Source organism: Pandoraea pneumonica, assembly GCF_049918595.1.
Lineage (GTDB): Bacteria > Pseudomonadota > Gammaproteobacteria > Burkholderiales > Burkholderiaceae > Pandoraea > Pandoraea pneumonica_A.
Genome location: NZ_JBNCRZ010000001.1, coordinates 1,047,534 through 1,072,570, shown reverse-complemented (window position 1 = coordinate 1,072,570; position 25,037 = coordinate 1,047,534). Strand labels below are relative to the sequence as shown.

General features: G+C 61.1%; 21 protein-coding genes and 1 tRNA gene. 18 read left to right on the top strand and 4 right to left on the bottom strand.

Annotated features, from left to right (window positions below; translation table 11 throughout):
• Positions 1 to 63 precede the first annotated feature (63 nt).
• Together ACPWR9_RS04975 and ACPWR9_RS04970 are read left to right on the top strand one after the other, a co-directional pair.
• Positions 64 to 435, top strand: a complete 372-nt coding sequence (locus ACPWR9_RS04975; protein WP_426296212.1) for a hypothetical protein — start codon at positions 64 to 66, stop codon at positions 433 to 435.
• A 713-nt stretch (positions 436 to 1,148) separates the two neighbouring features.
• Complete coding sequence (locus ACPWR9_RS04970) at positions 1,149 to 2,708, top strand: amino acid permease (protein ID WP_426296213.1); 1,560 nt, start codon at positions 1,149 to 1,151, stop codon at positions 2,706 to 2,708.
• Here ACPWR9_RS04970 and ACPWR9_RS04965 read toward each other — a convergent pair.
• The gene (locus ACPWR9_RS04965; protein WP_426296214.1) at positions 2,665 to 3,504 is read right to left on the bottom strand and encodes an MBL fold metallo-hydrolase; all 840 of its coding nucleotides are present in this window, start codon (positions 3,502 to 3,504) and stop codon (positions 2,665 to 2,667) included. The two genes, ACPWR9_RS04970 and ACPWR9_RS04965, sit on opposite strands and share 44 nt — an antisense overlap.
• Before the next feature lie 19 nt (positions 3,505 to 3,523).
• Positions 3,524 to 4,057: a sugar ABC transporter gene (locus tag ACPWR9_RS04960; protein ID WP_426296215.1), complete on the bottom strand. Its 534-nt coding sequence runs from the start codon at positions 4,055 to 4,057 to the stop codon at positions 3,524 to 3,526.
• 122 nt (positions 4,058 to 4,179) lie between these two features.
• On the opposite strand from ACPWR9_RS04960, the gene ACPWR9_RS04955 reads away from it, so the two are divergent.
• From ACPWR9_RS04955 to ACPWR9_RS04920, 8 genes are all read left to right on the top strand, one after another.
• Entirely contained in the window at positions 4,180 to 5,073 is an 894-nt protein-coding gene (locus ACPWR9_RS04955) for a LysR substrate-binding domain-containing protein (protein WP_426296216.1), read from the top strand.
• A 71-nt stretch (positions 5,074 to 5,144) separates the two neighbouring features.
• A complete protein-coding gene (locus ACPWR9_RS04950) occupies positions 5,145 to 5,984 on the top strand; it encodes a DUF1295 domain-containing protein (RefSeq protein WP_426296217.1) in 840 nt (279 codons plus the stop codon).
• Positions 5,985 to 6,025: 41 nt separating this feature from the next.
• Positions 6,026 to 7,153 (top strand): SAM-dependent methyltransferase, encoded by a 1,128-nt coding sequence (locus tag ACPWR9_RS04945; RefSeq protein ID WP_426296218.1) that lies wholly within the window; start codon positions 6,026 to 6,028, stop codon positions 7,151 to 7,153.
• Between the two features lie 14 nt (positions 7,154 to 7,167).
• Positions 7,168 to 8,487, top strand: a complete 1,320-nt coding sequence (locus ACPWR9_RS04940; protein ID WP_426296219.1) for an NAD(P)/FAD-dependent oxidoreductase — start codon at positions 7,168 to 7,170, stop codon at positions 8,485 to 8,487.
• Positions 8,484 to 9,284, top strand: coding sequence for a DUF1365 domain-containing protein (locus ACPWR9_RS04935; protein ID WP_426296220.1), 801 nt, complete (start codon positions 8,484 to 8,486; stop codon positions 9,282 to 9,284). The genes ACPWR9_RS04940 and ACPWR9_RS04935 overlap by 4 nt, the downstream gene beginning before the upstream one ends.
• Positions 9,281 to 10,492: a class I SAM-dependent methyltransferase gene (locus ACPWR9_RS04930; RefSeq protein WP_426296221.1), complete on the top strand. Its 1,212-nt coding sequence runs from the start codon at positions 9,281 to 9,283 to the stop codon at positions 10,490 to 10,492. The genes ACPWR9_RS04935 and ACPWR9_RS04930 overlap by 4 nt, the downstream gene beginning before the upstream one ends.
• Before the next feature lie 54 nt (positions 10,493 to 10,546).
• The gene (locus tag ACPWR9_RS04925; RefSeq protein ID WP_426296222.1) at positions 10,547 to 11,074 is read left to right on the top strand and encodes a DUF2878 domain-containing protein; all 528 of its coding nucleotides are present in this window, start codon (positions 10,547 to 10,549) and stop codon (positions 11,072 to 11,074) included.
• A gap of 247 nt (positions 11,075 to 11,321) precedes the next feature.
• Positions 11,322 to 11,774 (top strand): YiiD C-terminal domain-containing protein, encoded by a 453-nt coding sequence (locus ACPWR9_RS04920; protein ID WP_426296223.1) that lies wholly within the window; start codon positions 11,322 to 11,324, stop codon positions 11,772 to 11,774.
• Here the strand turns inward: ACPWR9_RS04920 and prpR are convergent.
• Complete coding sequence (gene prpR / locus ACPWR9_RS04915; protein WP_426296224.1) at positions 11,755 to 13,698, bottom strand: propionate catabolism operon regulatory protein PrpR; 1,944 nt, start codon at positions 13,696 to 13,698, stop codon at positions 11,755 to 11,757. The two genes, ACPWR9_RS04920 and prpR, sit on opposite strands and share 20 nt — an antisense overlap.
• A 330-nt stretch (positions 13,699 to 14,028) precedes the next feature.
• Between prpR and ACPWR9_RS04910 the strand changes: the two genes are divergently transcribed.
• The 3 genes from ACPWR9_RS04910 to ACPWR9_RS04900 all read left to right on the top strand — a co-directional run bounded on the left by ACPWR9_RS04910 (position 14,029) and on the right by ACPWR9_RS04900 (position 17,361).
• The gene (locus ACPWR9_RS04910) at positions 14,029 to 14,913 is read left to right on the top strand and encodes an isocitrate lyase/PEP mutase family protein (RefSeq protein WP_426296225.1); all 885 of its coding nucleotides are present in this window, start codon (positions 14,029 to 14,031) and stop codon (positions 14,911 to 14,913) included.
• 91 nt (positions 14,914 to 15,004) lie between these two features.
• Positions 15,005 to 16,342: an MFS transporter gene (locus ACPWR9_RS04905; RefSeq protein ID WP_426296618.1), complete on the top strand. Its 1,338-nt coding sequence runs from the start codon at positions 15,005 to 15,007 to the stop codon at positions 16,340 to 16,342.
• A 218-nt stretch (positions 16,343 to 16,560) separates the two neighbouring features.
• Entirely contained in the window at positions 16,561 to 17,361 is an 801-nt protein-coding gene (locus ACPWR9_RS04900; protein WP_426296226.1) for an alpha/beta fold hydrolase, read from the top strand.
• A 41-nt stretch (positions 17,362 to 17,402) separates the two neighbouring features.
• Here the strand turns inward: ACPWR9_RS04900 and ACPWR9_RS04895 are convergent.
• A tRNA-Leu gene (locus ACPWR9_RS04895) sits at positions 17,403 to 17,487 on the bottom strand.
• A 213-nt stretch (positions 17,488 to 17,700) separates the two neighbouring features.
• Between ACPWR9_RS04895 and ACPWR9_RS04890 the strand changes: the two genes are divergently transcribed.
• The 5 genes from ACPWR9_RS04890 to ACPWR9_RS04870 all read left to right on the top strand — a co-directional run bounded on the left by ACPWR9_RS04890 (position 17,701) and on the right by ACPWR9_RS04870 (position 25,021).
• Positions 17,701 to 18,960, top strand: a complete 1,260-nt coding sequence (locus tag ACPWR9_RS04890; protein WP_426296227.1) for a hypothetical protein — start codon at positions 17,701 to 17,703, stop codon at positions 18,958 to 18,960.
• Positions 18,961 to 19,185: 225 nt separating this feature from the next.
• Positions 19,186 to 19,962 carry a hypothetical protein gene (locus ACPWR9_RS04885; protein ID WP_426330721.1) on the top strand — a complete coding sequence of 259 codons (777 nt, stop codon included), beginning with the start codon at positions 19,186 to 19,188 and terminating at the stop codon, positions 19,960 to 19,962.
• A 149-nt stretch (positions 19,963 to 20,111) separates the two neighbouring features.
• Positions 20,112 to 21,425, top strand: a complete 1,314-nt coding sequence (locus ACPWR9_RS04880) for a TolC family outer membrane protein (protein ID WP_426296229.1) — start codon at positions 20,112 to 20,114, stop codon at positions 21,423 to 21,425.
• A 12-nt stretch (positions 21,426 to 21,437) separates the two neighbouring features.
• A complete protein-coding gene (locus ACPWR9_RS04875; RefSeq protein ID WP_426296230.1) occupies positions 21,438 to 23,636 on the top strand; it encodes a type I secretion system permease/ATPase in 2,199 nt (732 codons plus the stop codon).
• Entirely contained in the window at positions 23,633 to 25,021 is a 1,389-nt protein-coding gene (locus ACPWR9_RS04870; RefSeq protein WP_426296231.1) for an HlyD family type I secretion periplasmic adaptor subunit, read from the top strand. Before ACPWR9_RS04875 ends, ACPWR9_RS04870 begins: the two co-directional genes overlap by 4 nt.
• Positions 25,022 to 25,037: the final 16 nt, after the last annotated feature.

Below are 25,037 nucleotides of genomic sequence, written 5' to 3'. Positions count from 1 at the left end.
CACATCGCGACAACGACCGGCCACGACGTGGCGTACTTGCATTGAACCGATAGGAGATGACGAATGATTTTGCCGCTACGTGTGCCTGATGTTCGGAATATGGTGGATGGTGCCGCACGGCGGCGTGGGACCGTGACCTTTAAGCAGTTGTTCAGTGTTTTTCCCGAACAAACGCCGGCGAGCGACGTCTACGATACGCTCGAGAAGGCTTGCTTGGTGCTTGGTCTACCAAGCGAGGTGATTTACTCAGCGGTGTTGGCCAAGAAGGGAGACGGCCTGCCGGGGGATGGGTTTTTCGACATGTTCATGACGCATCGCCCAGAAGAATATCGGCAAATTGCGGGAGAAACCAAGACGCTTGAACTGACCGAGGAGCAACGCTTGAAAATCGCGAATATGGAGCGCGAACGCGTTTATGCCCACGCGAGCCTATAGTGCTGGCGTGGGCCGTCCGGATTGTGTGTCAGCAGCCCAGCCACCCCGAAACGAGCGAAAGTGATGAAAGACTCAGAGAACCTCGTAGTTACCATGGACCACTTTCGACGAGCGCTCGGTGACGTGAGCGACCTTCACTACGATGATGTGATGGAGATTCCTGGCATGCCAGTTGCGACCAGGCTTTACCTGACCGCGGGTGTGGCGATTAGGTTTGCGTCAAAGCAGGCCCGTTGCAGGTGGCAGGCTTGGACGCTTCAGTCGCTCGTCGCGGACGGGGTGCGCCAGGACGAGGTCGGGCGAGATTTTATTCAGGCCGAGCTGCGCCTGACGTCGCCCCGTAGCGGGACGATCAGGATCCGATACGCAAACAATGCATCGCACGGAGATGCGTATCTTAATGGCGAACATTTGTTCGGGTGGTCGGGTTGATCGACCGGGCTACGAACTTCGGCATGTCGTGGGGCCGGCGGAGCATTCTAACGATTTCGCGTCACAAATCAGGCAAATCTCACTAATTCGGTGAGGCGTGCGTAAATATGTGACAGAATTCGCCCGCAAGTGCCTGTTTCAAAAAGGGGCGCAGTCTAACGAATTCGCGATCCCTTCACCTCGAATCAAGCCACACCAAAGCGTGACGGAAATTGATAAGGCCTTGAGACTTCAAGGCCTTTTCTTTATCTAAACGCACTACACACTTTAGGAACACAACGTTGGCACCATCGGAACACGATCAGCACCGCGACGGCGGCAAGGCGGGGGCATCGGCCCCGGGCGAATTGCGCCGCACATTGTCGGCGCGCCACCTGACGATGATTGCGGTGGGCGGGTCCATCGGGACCGGCCTGTTCGTGGCCTCCGGTGCCACCATCGCACAAGCAGGCCCCGGCGGTGCACTGCTGGGCTATGTGCTGATCGGCCTGATGGTCTACTTCCTGATGACCAGCTTGGGTGAGCTTGCTGCCGCCATGCCGGTGTCAGGATCGTTCTCGACCTACGGCGCGCGTTACGTCGAAGAAGGCTTCGGCTTCGCGCTGGGCTGGAACTACTGGTACAACTGGGCCGTCACGGTCGCCGTCGATTTAGTGGCGGCACAACTCGTGATGGCGTACTGGTTCCCCGACGTGCCCGGTGTCTATTGGAGCGCGTTATTCCTAGCCATCACCTTCGGCCTGAACGCACTGTCCGCGCGCGGTTTCGGCGAAGCGGAATTCTGGTTTGCGTTGATCAAAGTGGTCGCCGTGCTGGCCTTCGTCGCCATGGGCGTGATGATGCTGTTGGGCATCATTCGCGGCGGCGAGACGGGCGGCGTCGCTAACTGGTCCGTTGGCGACGCGCCGTTCGCAGGCGGGTTCGCCGCGTTGATCGGTGTCGCAATGGTCGTGGGCTTCTCGTTCCAAGGCACCGAGCTCATCGGCATCGCCGCGGGCGAATCCAAAGACCCCGCACGCAATGTGCCGCGTGCCGTACGTCAGGTCTTCTGGCGCATTCTGCTCTTCTACGTCGCCGCCATTCTGGTGATCGGTTTGTTGATCCCCTACACCGATCCGCATCTGCTGCGTAACGACGTGACCGACATCAGCGTCAGCCCGTTTGCGTTGATCTTCGAGCGCGCCGGGTTGCTCGGTGCAGCGTCGGTGATGAACGCCGTCGTGCTGACCTCCGTGCTCTCAGCGGGCAACTCGGGCATGTACGCGGCGACGCGCATGCTCTACAGTCTCGCGCGCGATGGCAAGGCACCGAAGATTTTCGGTAACGTCTCGCGCAATGGCGTGCCGTTGTACGCGCTGCTCGCCACGGCCGCCGTCGCAGCGTTGTGCTTCTTCACCTTCGTGTTTAGCCCGAACGCCGTCTACATCTGGCTGCTCAACACGTCCGGCATGACGGGCTTCATCGCGTGGCTCGGCATCGCGATCAGCCACTACCGCTTCCGTCGTGGCTATCTCAAGCGCGGCCACAGTCTGAGCGATTTGCCGTACGTCTCGCCGTTCTTCCCGTTCGGCCCGATCTTCGCCTTCGTGCTGTGCCTGATCATCACGCTGGGTCAGAACTACGAGGCATTCCTGCACGACAAGATCGACTGGGGCGGTGTCGTCGCAACCTACATCGGCATTCCGCTGTTCCTGCTGATCTGGGCAGGCTACCGGCTGGTGCGCGGCTCGCATTTCGTGAAGTACCGCGACATGCATTTCCCGGATATGCGAACACGCCCAAGCGCAGACGTTGACGTCACGCCTCGTAACGCAGTTGATATTCCCCCTTCGTCTGTCTGATTCGTGCGAAGCCCAATTCGCCGAGATGCATCCCGGCGATCATCAGTCCGTCTGAACTGACCTGATCGAGAAGGCGGGAGCGCGTCGCTGCGGCCAGCGACGCGTCCTGATCGAATGCGATCGTTACGTCGGGTCGCTGAATCTGGATGTGGGGGAAGTGCACGATGTCCCCCCACACCAGCAGTCCCTGATCGCGCGATTCGATCAAGTACCCCGTGTGTCCGTCAGTGTGACCCGGCAGCGGCAGTGCGCTGATACCGGGCAACACCTCTCCTGCATCGAAAATCCGCAGCCTGTCGCTGTACCCCTCGAATACCCGGCGCGCGATCTGGAAGTTGCCGCGCGCGCGTTCGGTGGCGCGGCTCAGGTTGCCATCGTCCTGCCAAAACTGGATCTCCCGCTGATGCACCACGAGCTCGGCATTCGGGAAATTCACCTGCCCATCCTCACCGACTAGCCCGCCAACATGATCGGGGTGCGCGTGTGTGAGCAGAATCGTGTCGATCGATGATGGCTCGATACCCGCGAGCAACAAGTGCGCTTGCAGACGACCGCCCCACTGCTTGATACCGCCAGCCCCCGCATCGATCAGGATCGTGCGCCCTGCCCCCCGTACGACGTAGCAGTTGATATGCACGGCAGCGGGTATCGCCTGCCCTGCATCCGATTGCATTTGCGCCGCGTCGGTGGCATCGATATTCGAGAGAAAGTCGAGACTCGCCGTGAGGTAACCATCGCTAATCGCGGTGATCGTGAAATCGCCAACTTGCTGGCTGGGAAAGATAAGGTCGGACAAAGTGATGCTCCCAAACTGGTTAGCTACGGCCGCTCGTTAGTTGGTCGGCCATCGGCGCATAAAGCTGAATACGAGGATCGCGCTCTGCGATGCCCTCAACATTCGGCACATCGTTGCGAGACACCACGGCGAGCCAACGACGCGCCGGCAGCCTCTCCAGCGCCACTGCATGCATCGCCAAAGGTGCGAGGCCCAACTGGGTCAACACATCGGGGCCGTCCCCACTCACTGCGAGCCGTTCATCCCCCGCCACCGCCGGCGCAAGCCCGATGTCGCTGTAGAGATTGCGATGCCAGTCGGTGATGTGCTGCTGCCACTTAGCGAAATTTCCGCCGCCTTTTTGGCGATAGTCGTCGCTCGTCAGCACGTCGAGGCTATCGACCGTATGGAGGGCCAGATAGGCGGGGCAGCCTGCACTCATCGCTTTGAAGCGCTGCGACGTGCGAAAGCCGCTCACCGAGATCAGGGCGGGCAGCTTTTCCAGGCTGTAAAAGTGGTTCCACTCGGCTTCACTGGCGGGGTCGGCGAAGCTGCATTCCACGGTGTAGATCATCAGAAAGTCCTAAGCGCATTGCATGAACGTAATGCTAAGCTGGCGCTTTCGGCCAATAAATCGATATAAAGTCAGCCTTCAGTGATCTTTAATCAAGCTGACCTTTAAGAGGCAAGCCCCCCATGCGACGCAAAATCCCCAGCAATGCCGCCCTTCAAGCCTTCGAGGCCGCGGCGCGACACGGCAGCTTCGCCCGGGCGGCGGATGAGCTGGCATTGACCGAAGGCGCCGTCAGTCGGCAGATTGCGCGACTGGAGGCGTTTCTCGGCGTCACCTTGTTCGAGCGCTCCGGAAACCGGGTACGGCTTGCCGCCAACGGCACGCGTTACGCGGTACAGGTGCGCGAGATTCTCGAGCGGCTGGAGCGGGACAGCCTGTATCTGATGGGACAGTCCACCGAGGGGGCGAGCATCGAGATCGCGGCCATTCCGACCTTCGCGACGCGGTGGTTGATTCCCCGGCTGAAGGGCTTCCAACGGGCGTATCCGAATGTGACCGTGCACATTGCCGAACGGATGGAGCCCTTCCTGCTGGCGGGTAGCGGCTTCGACGCCGCGATTCATTTCGAGCATCCAGCGTGGGCGGGCATGCACCGGTATCCCTTGCTGGAGGAAGTGCTCGTGCCGGTGTGTAGTCCGGCACTTCTGGCGGAGGCTGGCGGGCACTCGTCGCTCGACGCGTTGCCCCGCCTGCACCGGCGGCAGAACCCGGACGCGTGGCAGATCTACGCGCAGGAGACCGGTATCGCGCTCACCAATTCGGCAGTCGGCGCCCGTTACGACCTTCATTCCATGCTGATCGAAGCGGCGCTCACCGGGTTGGGGGTGGCTTTGGTGCCCCGCCTATACGTCGGTACCGAGCTGGCAGAGGGCCGGTTGGTCGCGCCGTGGCCGGACGGCAAGGCGATTACGAAGCACTTCTGCCTCGTACTTCCCGAGCCAATCGACATGTGCGAGCGGCCGGTGCAGCAATTTGCGCAGTGGATTCTCGACGCTATCGACACCCCCATCCAATAATTTCTCCCGGCATCTGCATCCGTTAGCGGTCCTCGCTCGTATAGAGGCTAAACACCGCTCACGGAGCTCGTATGCTGTTCGCTGCCGCCCTTGCGTACGCCGGATTGATCGTTGCCTTCACGGCGGCGTGGCTGCGCCAATTGCGCACGCGCAATGCGGGCATGGTCGACCCGGTCTGGGCGGCGTCGCTGGCAGGTGTCGCCGTGCTAGCGGCGGCGCTGGGCACTGGCGCCACCGTCAACCGGGTATTCGTGGCCGTGGCGGGCGGCCTCTGGGGGCTGCGTCTCGCGCGCCATCTCTGGCAGCGCAATCACGGCAAACCCGAAGACCCCCGTTACCGCCAGTTCCGCGAGCAATGGGGCGACGCTGCGAACCGCAACATGTTCTGGTTCTTCCAGTTGCAAGCGGCGATTTCGATGGCATTGTCGATCGCCTTCTTTGTCCCGGCGTTTCAGGCCGATGCACCGTCGCGTGTCGCGCTCGCCGCGGCTGTCGTGATCTGGCTGATCGCCGTCGGTGGCGAAGCGTCGGCCGACCGGCAACTCCGGCACTTTGTCGCCGATGCAGCGAATCGCGGGCAGGTCTGCCAGTCGGGATGGTGGCGCTACTCGCGACATCCGAATTACTTCTTCGAATGCGTCCACTGGTGTGCCTATACGGCGCTGTCGCTCGCCATGCCGTGGGGCTGGTTGACGCTGGTGCCGCCAGTGCTGATGGCGGTGTTGTTGCTGAAGGTGTCGGGCGTGCCGATGCTCGAAGCACGACTCATGAAAACCCGCCCGGGGTACGGCGAGTACATGCGGACCACCAGCGCCCTCGTGCCATGGCCACCGAAATCGGCGCGTAGCAACACCACGCCGCCTCCGTCTCCACCTCCGCCTGCGCCACCGACATCCGGCCACCCATCATGACCGCCCCTCACCCTGCCCGCCCGTCAACGCAGACCTCGCCCATGTCTGCGATCCCCACGACCGCCTCGCCGTCGCAAAGCCGCACAGCGGTGCCGGTACCCGACGAGTCAGGGCTGATCCGCCTTTGCGAACAGGGTCTGGTGCCCGACGTGCTCCTGCGCGCGGGGATGCGCTCGCTCATGCGCCAGCGCCTGCGCGAAGAACACGCCGACGACGCCGAGCGTAGTACCCAAGCCCTCGAAGCGCTCATCGCCGAACTACGCGCCAGCCCAATCGCTATCGAAACCACGGCGGCGAACGTCCAGCATTACGAAGTCCCGAGCGACTTCTTCGCGGCGCATCTCGGACCGGCGATGAAGTACTCGTGCTGCCTCTATCCCACGGGAGAAGAAACGCTTGAGCAAGCGGAACACGCCATGCTGACGTGCTACGCCGAGCGCGCAGGCATCGAAGACGGGCAACGCATTCTGGATCTCGGGTGCGGCTGGGGATCGCTCTCCCTTTGGCTCGCTGCGCATTTTCCACGCGCACACATCGTCGGCCTGTCGAACTCGGCGAGCCAACGGCATCACATCGAGACTGTCGCGGCACGTCGGGGCTTGACCAATCTGCACATCGTGACGGGCAACGTCGTCGATTTCGAATTCGATACCCACACGCCCGCACGTTTCGACCGCGTCGTGTCGATCGAAATGTTCGAGCACATGAAGAACTACGGCGCGTTGCTCGCGCGCATCGCCGGTTGGCTCAACGACGACGGCAAACTGTTCGTACATCTCTTCGCGCATCGTCATCTCGCCTATCACTTCGAAAACAAAAACGGCACCGACTGGATGTCGCGACACTTCTTCACCGGCGGCACGATGCCGTCGGCCGATCTGTTGCTGCGCTTTCATGACGACCTGCGCGTCACACATCAATGGTGGGTGAACGGACAACATTACGAGCGCACAGCGAATCAGTGGCTGGCGTCGCTCGACGCGTCCCGTGACCGGGTGCTGCCGATCCTTGAGCTCTGTTACGGCCCGCAGGCGCGCATCTGGCTGCAACGATGGCGCATGTTCTACATGGCCGTGGCCGAGCTGTTCGGTTACGCCAAGGGTAGCGAGTGGGGTGTGGCGCATTACCTTTTCGAAAAGGCCAGCGCGACACACCACGTGTCGACGTAACGACGGGGAACCTCATGAACGCGCCAGTTACCCCACTCCCTCCCGGCAGCCGGATTGCCGTCGTCGGCGCAGGCATTGCAGGACTTGCGAGCGCCTATCTGCTCAAGCGCAAATATCGCGTCACGCTTTTCGAAGCGGCGAACTACGCGGGCGGCCACTCGCATACGGTCGACGTGACGCTCGACGGCACCACGGCGCCTGTCGACACCGGCTTTCTCGTCTTCAACGACCGCACCTATCCCAACTTGCTGGCATTGTTTGAAGCGTTGGGCGTGCGTGCCATTGCCAGCGACATGTCGTTCTCCGTCTCGGTAAACGGTGGCGATCTCGAATGGGCAGGCACCAATCTGAACACGGTCTTCGCGCAGCGGCGCAATCTCTATTCGCCGAGTTTTCTTGGCATGCTGCGCGACATTCTGCGATTCAACGCTTCGGCGGAGCGCCATCTGCATACCGCTGAGCGCGAACGTCATTCCGTTGGTGAGCTGCTAGCCGTGAATGGCTACGGTCAACCGTTCCAGCATCACTATCTCTTGCCGATGGCCGCGGCGATCTGGTCGAGCCGCGCTGCCGACATCCTGCACTTCCCCGCGGCGACGTTTCTGCGGTTCTGTTTGAATCACGCGCTGCTGCAAGTGAATCATCGTCCGCAATGGAGGACGGTCGCGGGTGGCGCGCGCGACTATGTAGAACGCATCGTTGCCACGCTCGACGACGTGCGTCTGCGAACGCCGGTACGCGGCATTCGACGCGATGCCGAAGGCGTCACGCTCTTGTTTGACGACGAAGTATCGCAACGTTTCGACGCCGTCGTACTCGCCGGTCATGCACCTGACACGCTTCGTTTGCTCACCGACGCCGATCCGCAAGAGCGAAGCACGCTCGGTGCGATTCGCTATCAACCGAACATGGCAGTTCTGCATACCGATGCGCGGTTGCTGCCGCGCCGCCGCCGTGTCTGGTCCGCATGGAACTACCTGAGCAAGACAAACGCGACGTCCGAGGCCAACAACGACAATACGCAATCACCCGTTTGCGTGAGCTATCTGCTCAATCAATTGCAAGCGCTGCCTTTTCAAACACCGGTGATCGTCACACTCAACCCGGTCGACGAACCGGCACCTCACGCGACGTTGGGCCGCTACGCTTACGAACATCCGTTGCTCGATCTGGCTGCCGTCGATGCGCAGGCGCGACTGCCGGAACTTCAAGGCCCGCGACGTACATGGTTTGCAGGCGCGTGGACGGGCTACGGTTTTCACGAAGACGGCTTGAAGTCGGCGCTGCGCGTAGCACGAGACTTCGGCATCTCACCGCAGTGGGCCAAGCTATGAAGACGCTCAACCTGCGTGATGGTCCTGCGGCCTATTTGCTGCGTGGCAACGTGAGGCATGAACGCCTGCGTCCAGCGCATCACGCGTTCAACTATCCGCTGTTTCAGATCGTTTGCGACGTCGGCCGTCTCGCCGAATCCACCCGTTGGTGGTTCGGCGTCGACCGCTGGCGCCCGATGTCGATATCGACACGCGACTACGGCCCGCGCGACGGCAGTGCGCTTGAACCGTGGATGCGAGCGCAGCTCGCCGAGGCGGGCATACCCGCAGATGGGCGCATCTGGCTGCAAACCATTCCACGTCTCGCGGGTTACGCGTTCAATCCAGTGAGCTTCTGGTATTGCCACGATCGTCACGGCGATCTGCGCGCGCTATACGCCGATGTGCGCAACACGTTCGGTGAACATCACGGGTATCTGTTGAGCGCGCCCGGTCATATGGCCATTCTGAACGGCACGATATTGCGGTGCCGGAAAGCCTTCCACGTGTCGCCGTTTTGCGACGTCGAGGGCCATTACGAGTTTCGGGCGCGTCGCTACAAACAAAACCTGTCGGTGGCGATCGATTACTTCGACGGCGATGCGGTTCTGCTTCGCACGGCAATCGACATGCAGGCTGAACCGCTCACGGGACGTAGCGCGCTAAACGCTGTGATGGCATTGCCGCTTAACGCGATTAACGTGATCGTCCGGATCCATTGGCAGGCACTTCGTCTGCTGCGAAAACGCGTGCCTTTTTACGGCAAGACGCCGCCCACGCCTCCTATTTCTCCCGCCGATCATGAGGTCAGATCATGATGCCGATTCGTTTGCTCTCGCCGCACTCGGCGATTCCCTTATCGGCACGCGTTTTCTTGCGGCTGCTCGAACGCCTTCGCGTCGGGCATCTGACACTGATCGCCCCTGACGGCACGCAACATGTCTTCGGCGATCCGCACACCGCGCCAGGCGCGACGTTGCAGATTCACGATTGGCGTGCCTGCCGACGCATCGTGCAAGCGGGCGATATCGGCTTTGCCGAAGCCTATCGTGCGAAGTGGGTCGATTCACCCGATTTGATTGCGCTGCTGCGTCTGGCCATCCGTAATCAAGCCAGCGTGTCGCAAACGCTTACCGGTTCGCGGCTGGCGCAGCTTTGGTACCAACTGCGGCATCGTCTGCGCCCAAACACGCGCACCGGGAGCCGTCGCAATATTCACGCGCACTACGATCTCGGCAATCGCTTCTACGGCCTTTGGCTCGATGACACGTGGACATACTCGAGCGCGCTATTCGACGGCGACGCGCATCGCTCGCTGGCCGACGCGCAAACGGCGAAGTATCAGCACATCGTCGAGACGCTAGGACTGTGCAAGGGCGCGCGTGTGCTCGAAATCGGCTGCGGCTGGGGCGGGTTCGCCGTGCACGCGGCGCGTCAGGGTATTCATGTGCGAGGTGTGACGATTTCGCAAGCGCAGTACGAGATAGCGCAGCAGCGCATTGCTCAGGAGGGACTCACCGCAGTCGCGGACATTGCGCTGATGGACTATCGCGATTTGCAGGGCGAGTTCGATGCCGTTGTGTCGATCGAGATGTTCGAGGCGGTTGGCGAGGCGTTCTGGCCGAGCTATTTCGCGACAGTCAAACGTTGCCTGAAGCCGGGCGGCCGAGCATTAGTGCAGTCGATCACCATCGATGACGCTGCGTACGCGGCCTACCGCACATCGAGCGATTTCATTCGGGAGTTCATTTTCCCGGGCGGCATGTTGCCGAGTGCGGAGCGCTTTGTGAAGGCCGCTGGCGACGCTGCGATGCAAGCCCATGTCACGTTGTCCTTCGGACGAGACTACGCCCGTACGTTAAGCCTCTGGCGCGAAGCGTTCGACGCGCAACTCGATGCCGTTCGCGCACAGGGTTTCGACGACACCTTCGTCCGGACGTGGCAGTTGTATTTGCAATACTGCGAGGCGGCGTTCATGGAGCATCGCATCGACGTTCGGCACTTCCTCGTGAGTGTGCCAAGTTGATATGCGATCGCACCTCTCGGGCGCCGCATCGATTTCGCACACACAGGCGGCGCAATGAACGGCCTCAGCCCTCGCTTGCAAGCCGCCGTCTACGCCGTTGCCGGGCAAATTGGTTGGTTCGCTTGCGTGCTTGGCGCAGCCCACGGTAAGGCGTGGATCGGGGCGTGCGTGGTCGCCGCGATGGCCTTTGGCCACTTGTGCATCACACGAGACCGACGTCGCGCGATGCTGTGGCTTTGTGTCGTGACGCTCTGCGGCTGGTCATGGGAGTGCGGGGTGGTGAGGACTGGCTGGGTGCAGTATCCGGACAATCAAACCACCGATTACGCACCCTATTGGATGGCGGCCCTTTGGCTGCTCTTCGCGTTGCAGATCAACCCCGTATTTCACTGGCTGCGTGGACGATGGATGCTGGCCGCGCTACTTGGCGGCGTCGCGGGGCCGCTATCGTTTCGCGCGGGCGCGGCATTGCGGGCGGTTCAACTCGTCGAGCCACTTGCCGCCTTGTCACTGATTGCCGCCGGGTGGGTCGTGTGGCTGCCCGCGCTTGTCTGGTACGGCAGGCGGATGGACGACGTGTGACGAAGGTGTCGTCCATCCGAAGTCTTCGCTGTATCGCTCGACGTCGGGGGCATCCACGGCATCCATTCCTACCGGGGTCATAGGGCTTCCGAGAACGTGTGAACGGAGGATACGGCGCGCAAGCGTCATGCATTTGATCGTTCTTGCGGTCCTGCTAACTTTGAGCGTTTCGCGTGGGCGTAATGACAGGTAGTCTGCCAATGCATACGGCAACGAGCCATGGTTCTCCTGACAGGAAACGAACACGATGTCCCCGACCGATCTTCAGCAGTACCTCTACGATCACATTCCGCTCTCCAAGGCGATGCAAGTCTCGGCAGAAGCGGTGACACCGGACGCCGTGGTGTTGCGTGCGCCGCTCGCGCCGAACATCAACCATCGCGAGACGGTATTCGGCGGCAGTGCGTCGGCAGTGGCGATTCTTGCTGCGTGGTCGTTGCTGCATACCCGCCTGCGCGGCGAAGGTATCGAATGCCGGTTGGTCATCCAGCGCAACACGATGGAGTACGCGTTGCCGATCTCGGGTGAGTTCACGGCGACTTCGGCGCTGGAACACCCCGAACAGTGGGCCAAGTTTCTGCGCATGTTCTCGCGCATGGGCAAGGCGCGCGTCTCGGTCGTTTCCACGCTGGAACAAGGTGGCCAGCACGTCGGTCACCTTGTCGGCGAATTTGTTGCGCTCAGTCCGACAGCTTCATAACCCGCCAGAAAGTCGTGCGGCTGATGCCCAGCGCACGGGCGGCGGCGGCGCGATTGCCGCCGTTGGCTTGCAGGGCCGCTTGCGCCGATTCGAGCGTGACGGCTTCGCGAGGCGGCGCGCTGACGGCTTCGGTGTGCGCGGGCGATATCGGCTCACCGTTAGCGCTAGGAAGGCGCAACAACTCCGGAAACACTTCGTGCAGCGACTGCGCGTGCACTAAGTCGTCGCTATCGAGATAAATCGCCGCGCGTGCCAGCAGGTTCTCCAGCTCGCGCACGTTGCCCGGCCAGTCGTAGTCACTAAAGAGCGGTGCAAGCACGTCGAGAATCTGACTGGATGCTTGCACGTCCAGTCCATATTGCGCGGCACTTCGTGCCAGCAGCGTCTGTGCGAGCAGCCGAATATCGGCACGCCGCTCGCGCAGCGCAGGCAACTCGATCTGCAACAGATTCAACCGGAAATACAAATCCGCACGGAAACGTCCCTGTGAGACAAGCTCATGCAGATTGCGGTGCGTCGCGGCGATCACGCGCACGTCGATGGGCACCGGGCGACCCGAACCCAATCGCATCACTTCGCGTTCCTGCAACACGCGGAGCAAGCGGCTTTGCAGCGCAGCGGGCATTTCGCCGATCTCATCCAGAAAGATCGTCCCCGTGTGCGCAATTTCGAACAACCCTGCTTTGCCGCCGCGCCGCGCGCCTGTGAACGCGCCCTCGTCGTGACCGAACAATTCGCTCTCGATCAGTCCTTCAGGCAATGCGGCGCAGTTGAACGCCACGAACGGGTTCCCGTGCCGGGCGCTCGCGTTGTGGATGCCTTGTGCAACCAGCTCCTTGCCGGTGCCGCTCTCGCCGGTGAGCAGCACCGTCGCGTCGTGCGCGGCACCTGCGCGTGCGAGACGCCGCACCTTGGCGATCAGCGGGGAGTCGCCGACGAGTTCATCCAACTCGTGTTTGGCTACGAGATGACGCGGTCGTTGCGTCGTGCGCAGCGATCGATCGATGCGTTGTGCCATTTGAGCGTCTTGCACGGTCACCACGGCACCGGAGCGCAGACCATGTTCCGAGATCGGCACGCAACTCACGATGAAGGCACGGCCATCGATGTGTTCCAGCCGCTCTTCGATGGCGACACCGTTGGCGGATAACTCACGCAGCATCGGCCCGAGTTTTCGAGTGAGTTCGAATTGTTGGGCCCCCGGTGTGGGCAGGCGTTCGGCGTCGATCCCCAGCAATGCGAACATCGCCGGGTTGACGGCTTCCAACTGCCCGCCGTCGTCGAAGGCGGCGACCCCATCGCGCATGTGCGCCACGATGGTGTTCAGGCGCATGCGCTTCGACTCTTTCTCACGACTCACGCGCGCGAGTTCGACGGAGCGCTCGAAGGCCTCTTCCACCGCACCTAGCGAATAGAGAAACACGTGCTCCAACCCGGCTTCCTGCGCGAAATCGCAGGCCATGCCCGGACCGATGATGACCTTGCAGCCCTCGGCGGCGAGTGTGTCGACGGCGGCGTGCACTTCGTCGATGGAGCGATACGCGCGTTGATGCAGTTGAATCTTGAGCAACTGGCCGAGATCGTCCAGTTCCTGCGAGACGGTTTCATGCAGCACGAGCCCGACCGGCTGATCAGGCCACGTGGTGGTGGCGCGAGTGATGGCGCTGAGCACATCGAAGCCGTTGACCTTGACCGTCACCACGGGCACCGACAGGTTTTCACGCAGATAGGCGCCGTTCGACCCAGCGGCCAGCACCACGTCCACCGCACCCGAATCCACATACGACTGCAAGGCGGTGACTGCCGCGCCGTAGCCCTCCCGAACCGAGAAGAAGCGAGCGCGATCGGTGTAACGCGGCGCGACGGTCTCGCACAGCGTTTGCAGGCGGCTAATGCTGACGAGGGCAACGCCGGGACGCCGCATTCGCGGATCCGCGTGGGGGTGTGACGGCAAGGGCGCGGCGTGGCGCGGCGACTCGGGACTGCTAAATCGGGGGGGCATGGCGGTGTCTCCGTACAGCTTCGTGGAAACGTTTCATCGGGCGTTTCATTGCCGATTGTATGTGTTTCATGAAACGTTTCAAATCTAATCGGGCCATTCTGCCACATCTATAAGTGCCGCATCGTGCGCCCTAAGTCACTGATTTGATTTGCCATGACGCGCGATTCTCAAGTTTGGCGCTCGCTGGCACGCGGCTTGCGCAAGGGTTTCCTGTTCACTCATCCATTCCATCGAGAAACACGGAGACACATCATGACCACCGCGACCGCTCAACGCCGCGCCGAATTCCGCCGCAAAGTCGAAGCCCGTCAGGGGCTGCTCGTGCCGGGCGCTTTCAATGCCCTGTCGGCACGCGTGATCGAGGACGCTGGTTTCGAAGCGCTCTACCTCACGGGTGCCGGCGTGACGAACATGTCGCTCGGCCTGCCTGACCTCGCTTTCGTGGGGCTGGCTGAAATGGCCGAGCACACCGCACGCGTGCGTGACGCCGTGTCGCTGCCGATCATCGTCGACGCCGATACCGGCTTCGGCAACGCGCTCAACGTGCGACACACGGTGCGCGTGCTGGAGCGCAGCGGTGCCGACGCCATTCAGTTTGAAGATCAAGTGCTGCCCAAGAAGTGCGGCCATTTCAACGGGAAGGCGGTGATCGGTGCCGACGAGATGGTGGGCAAGATTCGCGCCGCGGTCGACGCGCGTGAAGACGGCAATCTGCAAATCATCGCGCGCACCGATGCTGCTGCCGTCGAGGGCATCGAAGCGGCTATCGAGCGTGGCCGTCGTTTCATCGAAGCCGGTGCCGACATCCTTTTCATTGAAGCCACGGAAACGCTCGCCGATATCGAGCGTTTGCCCGCGCTGTTCGACCGTCCGCAACTCATCAACATCGTGATCGGTGGCAGGACGCCCACGCAATCGCAACCGCGTCTGGCCGAGTTGGGCTACGGCATCGTGCTCTACGCCAACGCGGCGTTGCAAAGCGCGGTGCTCGGCATGCAAAAGGCGCTTGGCACGCTGCGCGACAGCGGCCGTCTCGACGAAGACCCGTCGCTGGTGGTGCCGTTCGCTGAGCGCCAACGTCTGGTGAACAAGCCGTTCTACGACGCACTCGACAAGCAGTACGGCACCGCGAACTGACATCGCGCGTTGCCAGTTTCACCAAAGCGACGCCACACCCCCTGCGGCGCCGCTTGTTTTTCCAGCCATACAAAATAAGTAACGGAGACAGATTTTGACGCCCCCCTCGGATTCATTTGCCGCACGTCCTTCCACCGCTCAAGCACCCGCATCTGCCGCCTCGGCAGCCCGCGCACCGGTCAAGATCGGCTCTATCGTCGGCGGCCTCGCGGGCAACCTTATCGAGTGGTACGACTTCTTGGCGTACAGCATCTTCTCGATCTACTTTGCGAAGGCGTTTTTCCCCGGCGACAACCCGACCGTTCAGTTGATGAACACCGCTGCCATTGCCGCTGTGGGCTACGTGGCGCGGCCGCTCGGTAGCTGGCTCATCGGTCTGTACGCCGACCGCCGTGGCCGCAAATCCGCCCTCACCGGGTCGGTGCTTGCGATGAGCGTCGGCTCGTTGATGATCGCGCTGACCCCGGGGTACGCAACCATCGGCATCTTCGCGCCTATCGTGCTGATTGCGGCGCGGCTGTTGCAAGGACTTTCGATGGGCGGCGAGTACGGCACCAGCGCCACGTACCTGAGCGAAGTCGCCCCCGAGCATCGCAAGGGGTTCTATCTCGGCTTCCTGCAAGTGAGCGTGGTGGCAGGGCAACTTGTCGCGCTCGGGCTGATGCTGCTCATGCAGCGCGTGTTGCTGACGTCGGAACAGATCGAGCATTGGGGCTGGCGCATTCCGTTCGTGATCGGCGGCGTGCTGGCGATGTTCGCGCTGTATATGCGTCGCAACGTGACCGAGAGTGAAGCGTTCGTGCACAGCGCGAAGAAGCGCGAGGCATCCATTACGCGCGAGGTGCTGCAACACTGGCGTCAGATTCTGCTCGCCATCGGTATCACGATCGGCGGCACCGTGGCGTTCTACACGTTCACGGTGTACATGCAGAAGTTCTTGGTGAACTCGGTTGGCTTGTCGAAGGAATCGTCGACGTTCGTCTCGACGATTGCGCTGTTGCTTTACATGCCGCTGCAACCGCTGTTCGGGCTGCTCTCGGATATCGTCGGCCGTCGTCCGGTGCTGATCATCTTCGGTGTGAGCACGACGCTGTTCTCCGTGCCGCTCTTCACCGCGCTGAGCCACACGAAAGACCCGCTGGTGGCCTTCGCGTTGTCGTTCGCGGGGCTGGTAATGCTCTCAGGGTTCACGTCGGTGCACATGCTTGCGAAGACGGAGTTGTTCCCGCCACGCATTCGCGCGCTGGCGGTGGGCTTTCCGTATGCGTTGACCACGGCGATTCTCGGCGGCACGACGGAGTTTGTCGCGTTGCGTTTCAAGGCTAGCGGTCACGAATCGTATTTCTACTGGTATGTGACGATTTGCGCCGCCATCTCGCTGATCGTCTATCTGAAGATGCCTGAGACGCGCGGGCGCAAGTACGACTGACGCGCGAGTCGGTCGCGCAAAACGTGAAGCATCGCTGCGACCGGTTCATCCGTCGATTGAATTGACTTTGCGCTGACGGCTCGATACGATTGAGTCCAATTTCGAACGCCCTCCCGGTCCGCCGGGGGGGCGTTTCTTTTTGGTTTCCGGCGTTCGTCATCGACGATCCCCGTCATGGCCGCGCCGGATGACAACCCTTCCAAAAAGGAAACTTCGAAATGAACCATCTCTCGCCGACATCCACAGCGCCGCACGATTCGCGACTGGGCTTTACCCAATACGGTACCGGCCCCGAGCCTGTGCTCGTCCTGCACGACTGGCTGGGCGACCACACGAACTACGACGCGCTACTGCCGTATCTCGACGGCAGCGCCTTCACCTATGCGTTTGTCGACCTGCGTGGATACGGGCGATCGAAGCATCTGACGGGTGAGTATTCCATCGACGAAATGTCTCGCGATTGCCTCGACGTGGCGGATGCGCTCGGTTGGCACCGGTTTCATATGCTGGGGCACTCCATGACGGGCATGCTCACGCAGCGCCTTGCTGCCGACGTTCCGGCGCGAATCAAAAGCGCCATCGCCGTCTGTCCGATATCTGCCGCAGGGAACCGCCTGCCGCCTGAAGCGGCGGCGTTTTTCGCCGCCACCTGCGAGAACGACGAGGCGTTTCGGCGGCTGGTCAAGTTCGTGACGGGTGGCTTATCGGATGTCTGGGCGGATCGGAAGCTTCAGCAGAACCGCGATGGCGTGGCGCCGGCCTGCCGCCCGCGTTACCTCGACATGATGGTGAACACCAACTTCGTCGAAGACGTGCAGGGGCTTGAGACCCCGTTTCTGGTCGTCGTGGGCGAGAAGGACCCCGGGCTCGGCGCGGCGGCGATGCAACAGACCTTCCTGGCATGGCATCCGAATGCGCAGTTAGCGGCGATACCGAATTGCGGTCATTACCCCATGCAGGAATGTCCGCCGTACTTCGCGTTGCTTGTGGAAAACTTTCTGAGACAGCACGCAGGCTGAATGAACTTCGGAAGGGAATACGAGGGGTGCGTCGGAACTGCTGGTGCCCAGGGCGGGACTCGAACCCGCATGCCTTTCGGCGCTACCCCCTCAAGATAGTGCGTCTACCAATTTCGCCACCTGGGCAGGGGAGCGCGATTGTAACGGGAAAATTTATTTTTGTGAATGCCTGGGACGTTTTCACACGTCCCTCTGCGTGATTCGTCCCATCGTCATCGAGTGGATTCACAGACTTGCACCGCGTGAGAAAAGTCACTCGGATTGTGTGACAGATTGCCTCCTGGCCTGCTCGGCCGCGTCGACCTTGCAGACCTTTTCTCGACACTGCTAGGAGGTAACGTGATCTACAACCCAACATTCGCATTCAACCCAACGCTCATGAACGACGCCATCCGGATGATGGCCAGCGTTCTCGGAAAAGATATCAATGTGAGCGATACCGGACAGAACTTCGCCTACGGCATGTTTGTCGCGGTGGGTAACGGGGCGTCCGAGAGCGCGGGTGCGCAAGCGTTCTACAAGCTTACGGAAGCCGTAGGCCATTTCTCGCGATTCTCGGGGCTTGGCGACGATCTCCGAAAAATGTTTGCCGAGGCTGTTGGTGACAAGTTCGACCGCGTTATCCATGCGCTGGACACGCTCAGTCATGTGCAAGCCGACTACGCACCGCCGTTCGATGACCATCCGCAAGCGAGATTGGCCGATGCCGACGTTCGGGATCGCGTTCGACGCCTCGCGAACGGCGGCGTCACGGAATTCGCTTTCGAAGCGATGACGCCAGCGCCGGGAGACAGCACCCCGTTAGATGCTTACCGTTCACTCGGGCAGCGCTTTCTCTACGTCACGCGATCGCAGCAACAGACACCGGACGGCAAGCCGTGTTACAGCCTGTTCGACCCGGAGCGGGGCAACTTCGCCAATCTGAGTGAAGACGAAGTCTTGGCAAGCATCGGGGAGTCCCGCGCGGCACTGACCGCGTCGATCGACGGGGAAATGAAACGACAGCACGACGGGATTCAGTTCGACGCTATCGGTGTGCGGGACGTTACGGGGCAGTCGCTCGACCTGACAGCGCCAGGTCTCATGGATGAACTCAAATCGGCCGTCGACGACGTCACGCAATTTGCGCGCGAAGGCGCTGAATTCGTGACGACCGATACACGCCGAAGCATGGACGGGAGGGATGTCACGATTGGCTACGTGTGGTGCATGCACGCCAACCGCTTCGACATTCGCGTGGGGGTGGACACGCACCCCGTGGCGGGGCAACCGCCGCACTTCGAATGGCTGGGTGACATTTATGAAGTTGCCGGCAATAGTCATTTCGACAAACGCGAGGTCGAAAGCAAAGTATTCGAGCGTATTGGTCTTACGCCGATCGACACGTCGACCGTCATCCCGTTCCTGCCGGCGCACGGTGACGATATCGAAGTCACACCGCGCATTGCGGAGACTCTCGACACCAATGCTTCCCCCAAGGTCCATCAATTCGTGCAGTGGTTGAGTGTGTTCGGCACACCCGGTGCGGGCATTGACGGGGCCGCAATACGGCTTGATCCGGTACCAGGTCCGCCGACGCTACTGGTGGCAACCCGATAACAAGGCCGCGACACCCTCCCCGCATTGCTTTCTCTTTTCGCTTTTGCGATGGAGGGGCTTAACCATCAAGCAAATTCCCGAAGCTCACCGTGGGAAAAGGACGTGTCTAGCCCGATCGCTGCGATAAGTGGCGAACTGCGTGTCAGATTGGTTCGTGTCCGCCATGGACACCGCTGGATTACCTCATCACGCAAGGTTCATTTGAAACACTTTGGAGGTTATGACATGAATGCCACCGGTAATTCCGTACAAACGACCGTCGATCTCATCAGAAAACTGTCGACCATGCTGCACAGAGAGATACACGTCGACGACGATGGTGGGGATTTGAAATTGCTCGATCGAGCCGTGCTGCCGCCACTCAATGACGCGCTTACCGCGTTGCAAGACATCGCACACGAAAAGCCGGACTTTATCGAACTGTTCGCGAAGGCCTCGGGGGTAACCGGGTTTATCGACAATTTGAATGCGTTGTTTGCACTCAAGGACGACAAAAGTCTTACCCCAGACGAGAAGGCAGCCGCCGTGGAGGGGATTGGAAAGAATCTCACTCAACTGAGCAACGCTTGGGATCTTGGAATGTACGAGTACAAAACCAAGCCGGACGCGAAAGGTAATACGGCGCTCATCCTCTATCACTTCGAAGAAACGAACGCCAATGGGACCATGGGCGTGGCGATGCGCGTCGCCGCGGCACTTGGCCGCGATGATGAGTATCAGCCGTTCGTTCCGTTCCAAGATAGCGTTATCTCGTCGTATGCCACTCGAGCCGAATTCGAGAAATTCGTTTTCGAGACACTGGGATATGACGACGACTCTGAAGTGCACGCCAACGTGGCACCGCCCCCGGCCGATCATTCCAGAGCGCGTCGTGCGACCAAGCTCGATCCACTTGTGCAAGCACTGAGTGCATTCGATGTGCGTGAAGGCAGCCTCTTCAACCAGGCCACTCCGTCTCCCCGCCCGTACGACATATCGACGCAGATCGCCCCGTCCCGATGATGTGAGGGTAGTGCTCATTTCCCTTCAATCCACCGGTCGCGCAAAGTGACCGGTGGGGAATGTCGGTCTGTGCCGCACATCGGCTCCGCCTCGATCGCGCCGACATCGAACTGCGCCCGCTTTTCCCGCCCAATCGCCAATTCACTGCAATGAACCGCGCATTCCTGCTTCCCCTTGTCTTCGTGTTTTTTCAGGTGCCATTGCTAGCGAATGCGTTCGATTTACTCGACGCCGTACGCGCCTCGCGCGAGTACAACGCAGGGTTTGCCGCCGCACGAGCGGACCTCGCTGCCAGCAGCGAGCAATTCGACCAAGGACTCGCGCAGATCTTGCCGCGCATTCAACTGGAAGGTCGGTTCGATTGGGACCGCGATAGCGCCAGTCGAGGTCGCGAAATCCGTAGCCAGACCTACGACGTCGAACTTCGTCAGCCGCTATTCGATGTCCCCCGCTTCGCAGGATTTCGGAAGGGGCGCGAGCTCACCGACCTCGGCATCGCCACATTCATCGGCAACGAACAGCAGCTGATGCTGGAAAGCGCGCGTTCGTTCTTCGACATGCTCGTGGCACGGGACAAATTGGCCGCAGCCAAGGCGAGTCACGAAGCGCTTCAAATGCAACTCGCCAACGTGACGGAGGAAGTCGGACTCGGACTGTCGGCCAAACTCGATCAGGACGAGGCACAAGCCGCATTCGACGAAGCGCAGGCCAACGTCATCGTCGCCGAGAACGAGTGGGTGCTCGCGCAGCGCGCGTTAGCGCGATTCACCGGTCTAAATCCGGCGGAAATCACAGCGCGCTTCGGCGAGCGATTCGCACAGGCCCGCGCACTGGCGCCGCTCGAAACCTACGTGCAAATCGCTGACGACGACAGTAGCGATCTCCACCAAAAATCCCTCGAACTCGACGTCGCGCGAACCAACATCGACGAAGCGGCGGGCCGCTTTCTCCCAGTCGTGGAGCTTTTCGCCCGGCACCGCACTAGCCAGACCACTCCGCTATATGCCTACAGCGACCCGTCGCGGCGCGACAACGTCATCGGGGTGAACGTCACGATTCCCCTGTTTGCCGGCGGCATGCATGCCTCGCAAGTGCGTGAGGCCCGGCACAAAGCCGACAGCGCGCAGGCAAAGCTCGACGACACACGCGCCAAGGTGCGCGAGAGCGTGATGAAGGCCTACTTCGGTGCCAAGAGCGGTGCGCAGCAGGTGCGCGCGCGCCTGGCGCAACGGCAGTCGACGCAAAACAAGGTGGAGGCGACCCGGCACGGGCGCGACGTCGGGCTGCGCACCAATCTCGACCTTCTGCGCGCGCAGAAAGAGCACTTCGAAGCGCGCACAGGCCTCGCCGAAGCGTTCCAGGCCTATTACATGTCGCGCTTACTGCTCGCCTACACCACCGGCCATCTCGACGAGAACGTACTCGCCGACCTCAATAACACGTTGATGACTCAAGAAGGCTGATTCCACATGCGCATGTCGCAGACTTCAACACTTCCGCCGCCTCCACAGCCGTCTCCACCTCCTCCGGATGCGCCGGACGACGCCTCACAGGAAACCGCATCCCGCGACAGCGCCGTGGAGAGTGTTGTCATCCTTCTCAGCTTCTTCCGACTGCCCGCCAATGCTGCGCAACTTCACCGCGAACTAGCAGGAGAAGACGTTGACGCGGCGCAACTGGTCCGGCTGCTTCGTCGCCTCGGATTGAAATCAAAGCAAGTGCGCGTGTTGCCGGCGCGACTGGAGAAAACGCCACTGCCCGCCATCGCTGTCATGCGTGACGGCACGTTCATGTTGCTGGGCAAGATTGCCGAGGGGCTGGCCGTCGTGCAGGACAGTCGCAGCGGTCAGGTGCTTGCGCTGCCGCTCGCCGAATTCGAGGCGCAGTTCACGGGCGAACTGGTGCTAGCGACCCAGCGCGCGGCGTTGCTCGGCGCAGGCGGCAAGTTCGATATAGCGTGGTTCTTGCCCGCGTTCATGAAGTACAAGCGGCTGATCGGCGAAGTGCTTTTGATCTCGCTGTTTTTACAACTGTTCGCGTTGATTTCACCGCTGTTCTTCCAAGTGGTGATGGACAAGGTGCTGGTGCACCAGAGCATGAGCACACTCAAAGTGCTAGTGATCGGACTGATTACGGTCTCGGTGTTCGAAGTGGTGATGGGGGGGCTACGCACCTACGTGTTTTCGCACACCGCCAATCGGATCGATGTCGAACTCGGCGCGAAGTTATTCCGACATCTGCTGGCGTTGCCGATTGCTTACTTTCAATCGCGACGCACCGGCGAGACGGTAGCCCGCATCCGCGAGCTCGACAGCATCCGCGACTTCATTACGAGCTCCGCGCTCACGTTGGTCATGGACTTGCTGTTCACCGTGGTGTTTCTCGCCATCATGTGGTTCTACAGTCCGTGGCTCACGATGATCGTGCTCATCTCGCTACCCTGCTACGCACTAATCGCCGTGTTCGTGACACCGGTGTTGCGGGCACGAGTGGAAGAAAAATTCAGACGCGGCGCTGAGTCGCAATCGTTTCTGGTGGAGTCGGTGAGCGGCATTGAGACGCTCAAGTCGATGTCGGTGCAGCCACAAGCGCAAAGCCGGTGGGAGACACTGCTCGCGGCATACGTTCGTGCCAGCTTCCGCACGGCTAATCTCGGCAATATCGCAGGCCAGACCGTGCAACTGGTCTCGAAGCTTTGCAGCGCCTCGCTGCTGTATATCGGCGCGATGAAGGTCATCGGCGGCGACCTTACCGTCGGGCAGTTGGTGGCATTCAACATGTTCGCCAATCACGTCACCGCACCGGTGTTGCGACTCTCGCAACTTTGGAACGATTTTCAGCAGGCGCGCATCTCCATCGACCGCCTCGGCGACATTCTTAACAGCCCCACCGAGCCGGGTTACAACCCGGGGCGCGCCATGATGGCGTCGATACAGGGCGACGTGACGTTTGACGCTGTGACGTTTCGCTATCGCCCGGACAAGCCAGAAGTGCTGCGTGGCGTCACCTTGGGCATCCAAGCCGGTCAGACAGTGGGCATTGTCGGGCCGTCGGGATCCGGGAAAAGCACGCTGACCAAACTGGTGCAGCGCATGTACGTGCCCTCGGCGGGACGCGTCGTGATCGATGGCGTCGATCTCGCGATGGTCGACACGCATTGGTTACGCACGCAGATCGGCGTCGTGCTTCAGGAGAACCTGCTGTTCAACCGCAGTGTGCGCGAGAACATCGCCATGGCCGACCCCGCGATGCCGCTCGAACGAGTGATCGATGCCGCGAAGCTAGCCGGGGCGCATGAGTTCATTCTCAGCATGTCACACGGCTACGACACGCAGATCGAAGAGCGCGGCGTGAATCTCTCGGGCGGCCAACGCCAGCGCATTGCTATCGCACGCGCGTTAGTGACGAATCCGCGCATCCTGATTCTCGACGAAGCGACCAGCGCGCTCGACTACGAGTCGGAGAGCATCATTCAGCAGAACATGCGGGCCATCTGTGAGGGCCGCACGGTGCTGATCATTGCGCACCGGCTGTCGACGGTGCGTCATGCCGATCGCATCATCACGATCGAATCCGGCGAAGTGGTGGAAGACGGCACGCACGACGAGTTGGTCGCTCGCGGCGGCCGTTATGCACGCCTGTGCCGAATTCAGGCCGGGGAGATGACGGCATGACATTGCTGAAAACGATAAGAGGCCGGTTCGAGGTATGGCGCAACCGGGCGATGTCGCGCTGGCAGACGGTGCCTTCACATGAGCGCGAATTCCTGCCTGCCGAACTGGAAATTCTCGATACCCCGGCGTCCCCCGCGGGCCGCAAAGTGGCCATGCTCATCATCGCGTTGTTCACCATTGCGCTGGTCTGGTCGATATTCGGGCGTGTCGACATGAATGCGGTCGCGCAAGGCAAGGTGGTGCCGCTGGGGGGGACGAAAGCCATTCAACCGTTCGAGATCGGCATCGTGCGCAAGATTCTTGTCGACGATGGCCAACAGGTGAAGAAGGGCGACTTGTTGGTGGTGCTCGACAGCGTGGAAGAGCAGGTCGATCTGATGCAGTTGGAACGGCAACTGACCACGGCGCAACTCGATTCGGCGCAATTGCAGGCGTTTCTTGCGACGCTGGATGGAAGCAAATCGTCGGCAGCGTGGGCATCCGGGAATTCGGTACAGGTGGAGCGCGCGCGCAGTCTGTTGGCGTCGCGTCAGGCGTTGTATCACGCGAAGGTGGCGTCGGCCGCGGCGCAACGTGCCGAAGCGGAAGCGATGCTAGCGGCCAGTGCGAGCGAGATCGCGCGGCTCAACGTTCGGCGTGAGGTGCTGGCAAGCAAGGCTAGCGCCCTCAAGACGCTGCTTGAACACAACGGTGTCGCGCGGCTGAAGTGGCTCGAAGCCGAGCAAGAGCTTGGCGAGACGGAACAGACTCTGAACGCTGAGCGTCAACGCAGCCGACAGCATCGCGCGACGATATCGCGGTTAGCCGAGGACCTGAATCAGGCGCGTGCGGAGTTTCGTCGTGACGCACTGACCGAGCTGACGAAAGCGAACGATCAAATCCGTGAGGCGGAATTGAGCATCGATCGTTATAAGCAACGTGAGCAATACCGGTTTTTGCGCGCACCCGTGGATGGCACGATTCAGCAGCGCGCGATACATACCGTGGGTGGTGTGGTGCAACCGGCCCAGACGTTGATGCTCGTCGTGCCCCACGATGTCGCGATGGCAGTCGAGGCCAAAGTGCTCAATCAAGACGCAGGCTTCGTCAAACCGGGGCAGGACGTCACGCTGAAGATCGAGACCTACTCGTACACGAAGTACGGGACGCTGACCGGCACCGTCGAGCATGTGTCGCAAGATGCCGTGAACGACGAAAAGTTGGGGCCGGTGTACATGGCGCGTATTCGTCTTCCAGCAGATTCAGTGAGCCACAGCGGGCGCACGTTGCACATTCAGACGGGGATGGCCGTTACGGCGGAGATCAAAACGGATGAACGCCGCGTCATCGAATACCTGCTCTCTCCCATCAAGGAAGTGACTTCGGAATCGTTCAAGGAACGATAGGCCGGATCACAGCCCT

Bases quoted from the DNA above. Each gene is read 5' to 3' on its own strand.
- ACPWR9_RS04975 (WP_426296212.1), top strand. From the start codon at position 64: ATGATTTTGCCGCTACGTGTGCCTGATGTTCGGAATATGGTGGATGGT.
- ACPWR9_RS04960 (WP_426296215.1), bottom strand. From the start codon at position 4,057: ATGATCTACACCGTGGAATGCAGCTTCGCCGACCCCGCCAGTGAAGCC.
- ACPWR9_RS04955 (WP_426296216.1), top strand. From the start codon at position 4,180: ATGCGACGCAAAATCCCCAGCAATGCCGCCCTTCAAGCCTTCGAGGCC.
- ACPWR9_RS04950 (WP_426296217.1), top strand. From the start codon at position 5,145: ATGCTGTTCGCTGCCGCCCTTGCGTACGCCGGATTGATCGTTGCCTTC.
- ACPWR9_RS04945 (WP_426296218.1), top strand. From the start codon at position 6,026: ATGTCTGCGATCCCCACGACCGCCTCGCCGTCGCAAAGCCGCACAGCG.
- ACPWR9_RS04940 (WP_426296219.1), top strand. From the start codon at position 7,168: ATGAACGCGCCAGTTACCCCACTCCCTCCCGGCAGCCGGATTGCCGTC.
- ACPWR9_RS04935 (WP_426296220.1), top strand. From the start codon at position 8,484: ATGAAGACGCTCAACCTGCGTGATGGTCCTGCGGCCTATTTGCTGCGT.
- ACPWR9_RS04930 (WP_426296221.1), top strand. From the start codon at position 9,281: ATGATGCCGATTCGTTTGCTCTCGCCGCACTCGGCGATTCCCTTATCG.
- ACPWR9_RS04925 (WP_426296222.1), top strand. From the start codon at position 10,547: ATGAACGGCCTCAGCCCTCGCTTGCAAGCCGCCGTCTACGCCGTTGCC.
- ACPWR9_RS04920 (WP_426296223.1), top strand. From the start codon at position 11,322: ATGTCCCCGACCGATCTTCAGCAGTACCTCTACGATCACATTCCGCTC.
- prpR (WP_426296224.1), bottom strand. From the start codon at position 13,698: ATGCGGCGTCCCGGCGTTGCCCTCGTCAGCATTAGCCGCCTGCAAACG.
- ACPWR9_RS04910 (WP_426296225.1), top strand. From the start codon at position 14,029: ATGACCACCGCGACCGCTCAACGCCGCGCCGAATTCCGCCGCAAAGTC.
- ACPWR9_RS04900 (WP_426296226.1), top strand. From the start codon at position 16,561: ATGAACCATCTCTCGCCGACATCCACAGCGCCGCACGATTCGCGACTG.
- ACPWR9_RS04885 (WP_426330721.1), top strand. From the start codon at position 19,186: ATGAATGCCACCGGTAATTCCGTACAAACGACCGTCGATCTCATCAGA.
- ACPWR9_RS04880 (WP_426296229.1), top strand. From the start codon at position 20,112: ATGAACCGCGCATTCCTGCTTCCCCTTGTCTTCGTGTTTTTTCAGGTG.
- ACPWR9_RS04875 (WP_426296230.1), top strand. From the start codon at position 21,438: ATGTCGCAGACTTCAACACTTCCGCCGCCTCCACAGCCGTCTCCACCT.
- ACPWR9_RS04870 (WP_426296231.1), top strand. From the start codon at position 23,633: ATGACATTGCTGAAAACGATAAGAGGCCGGTTCGAGGTATGGCGCAAC.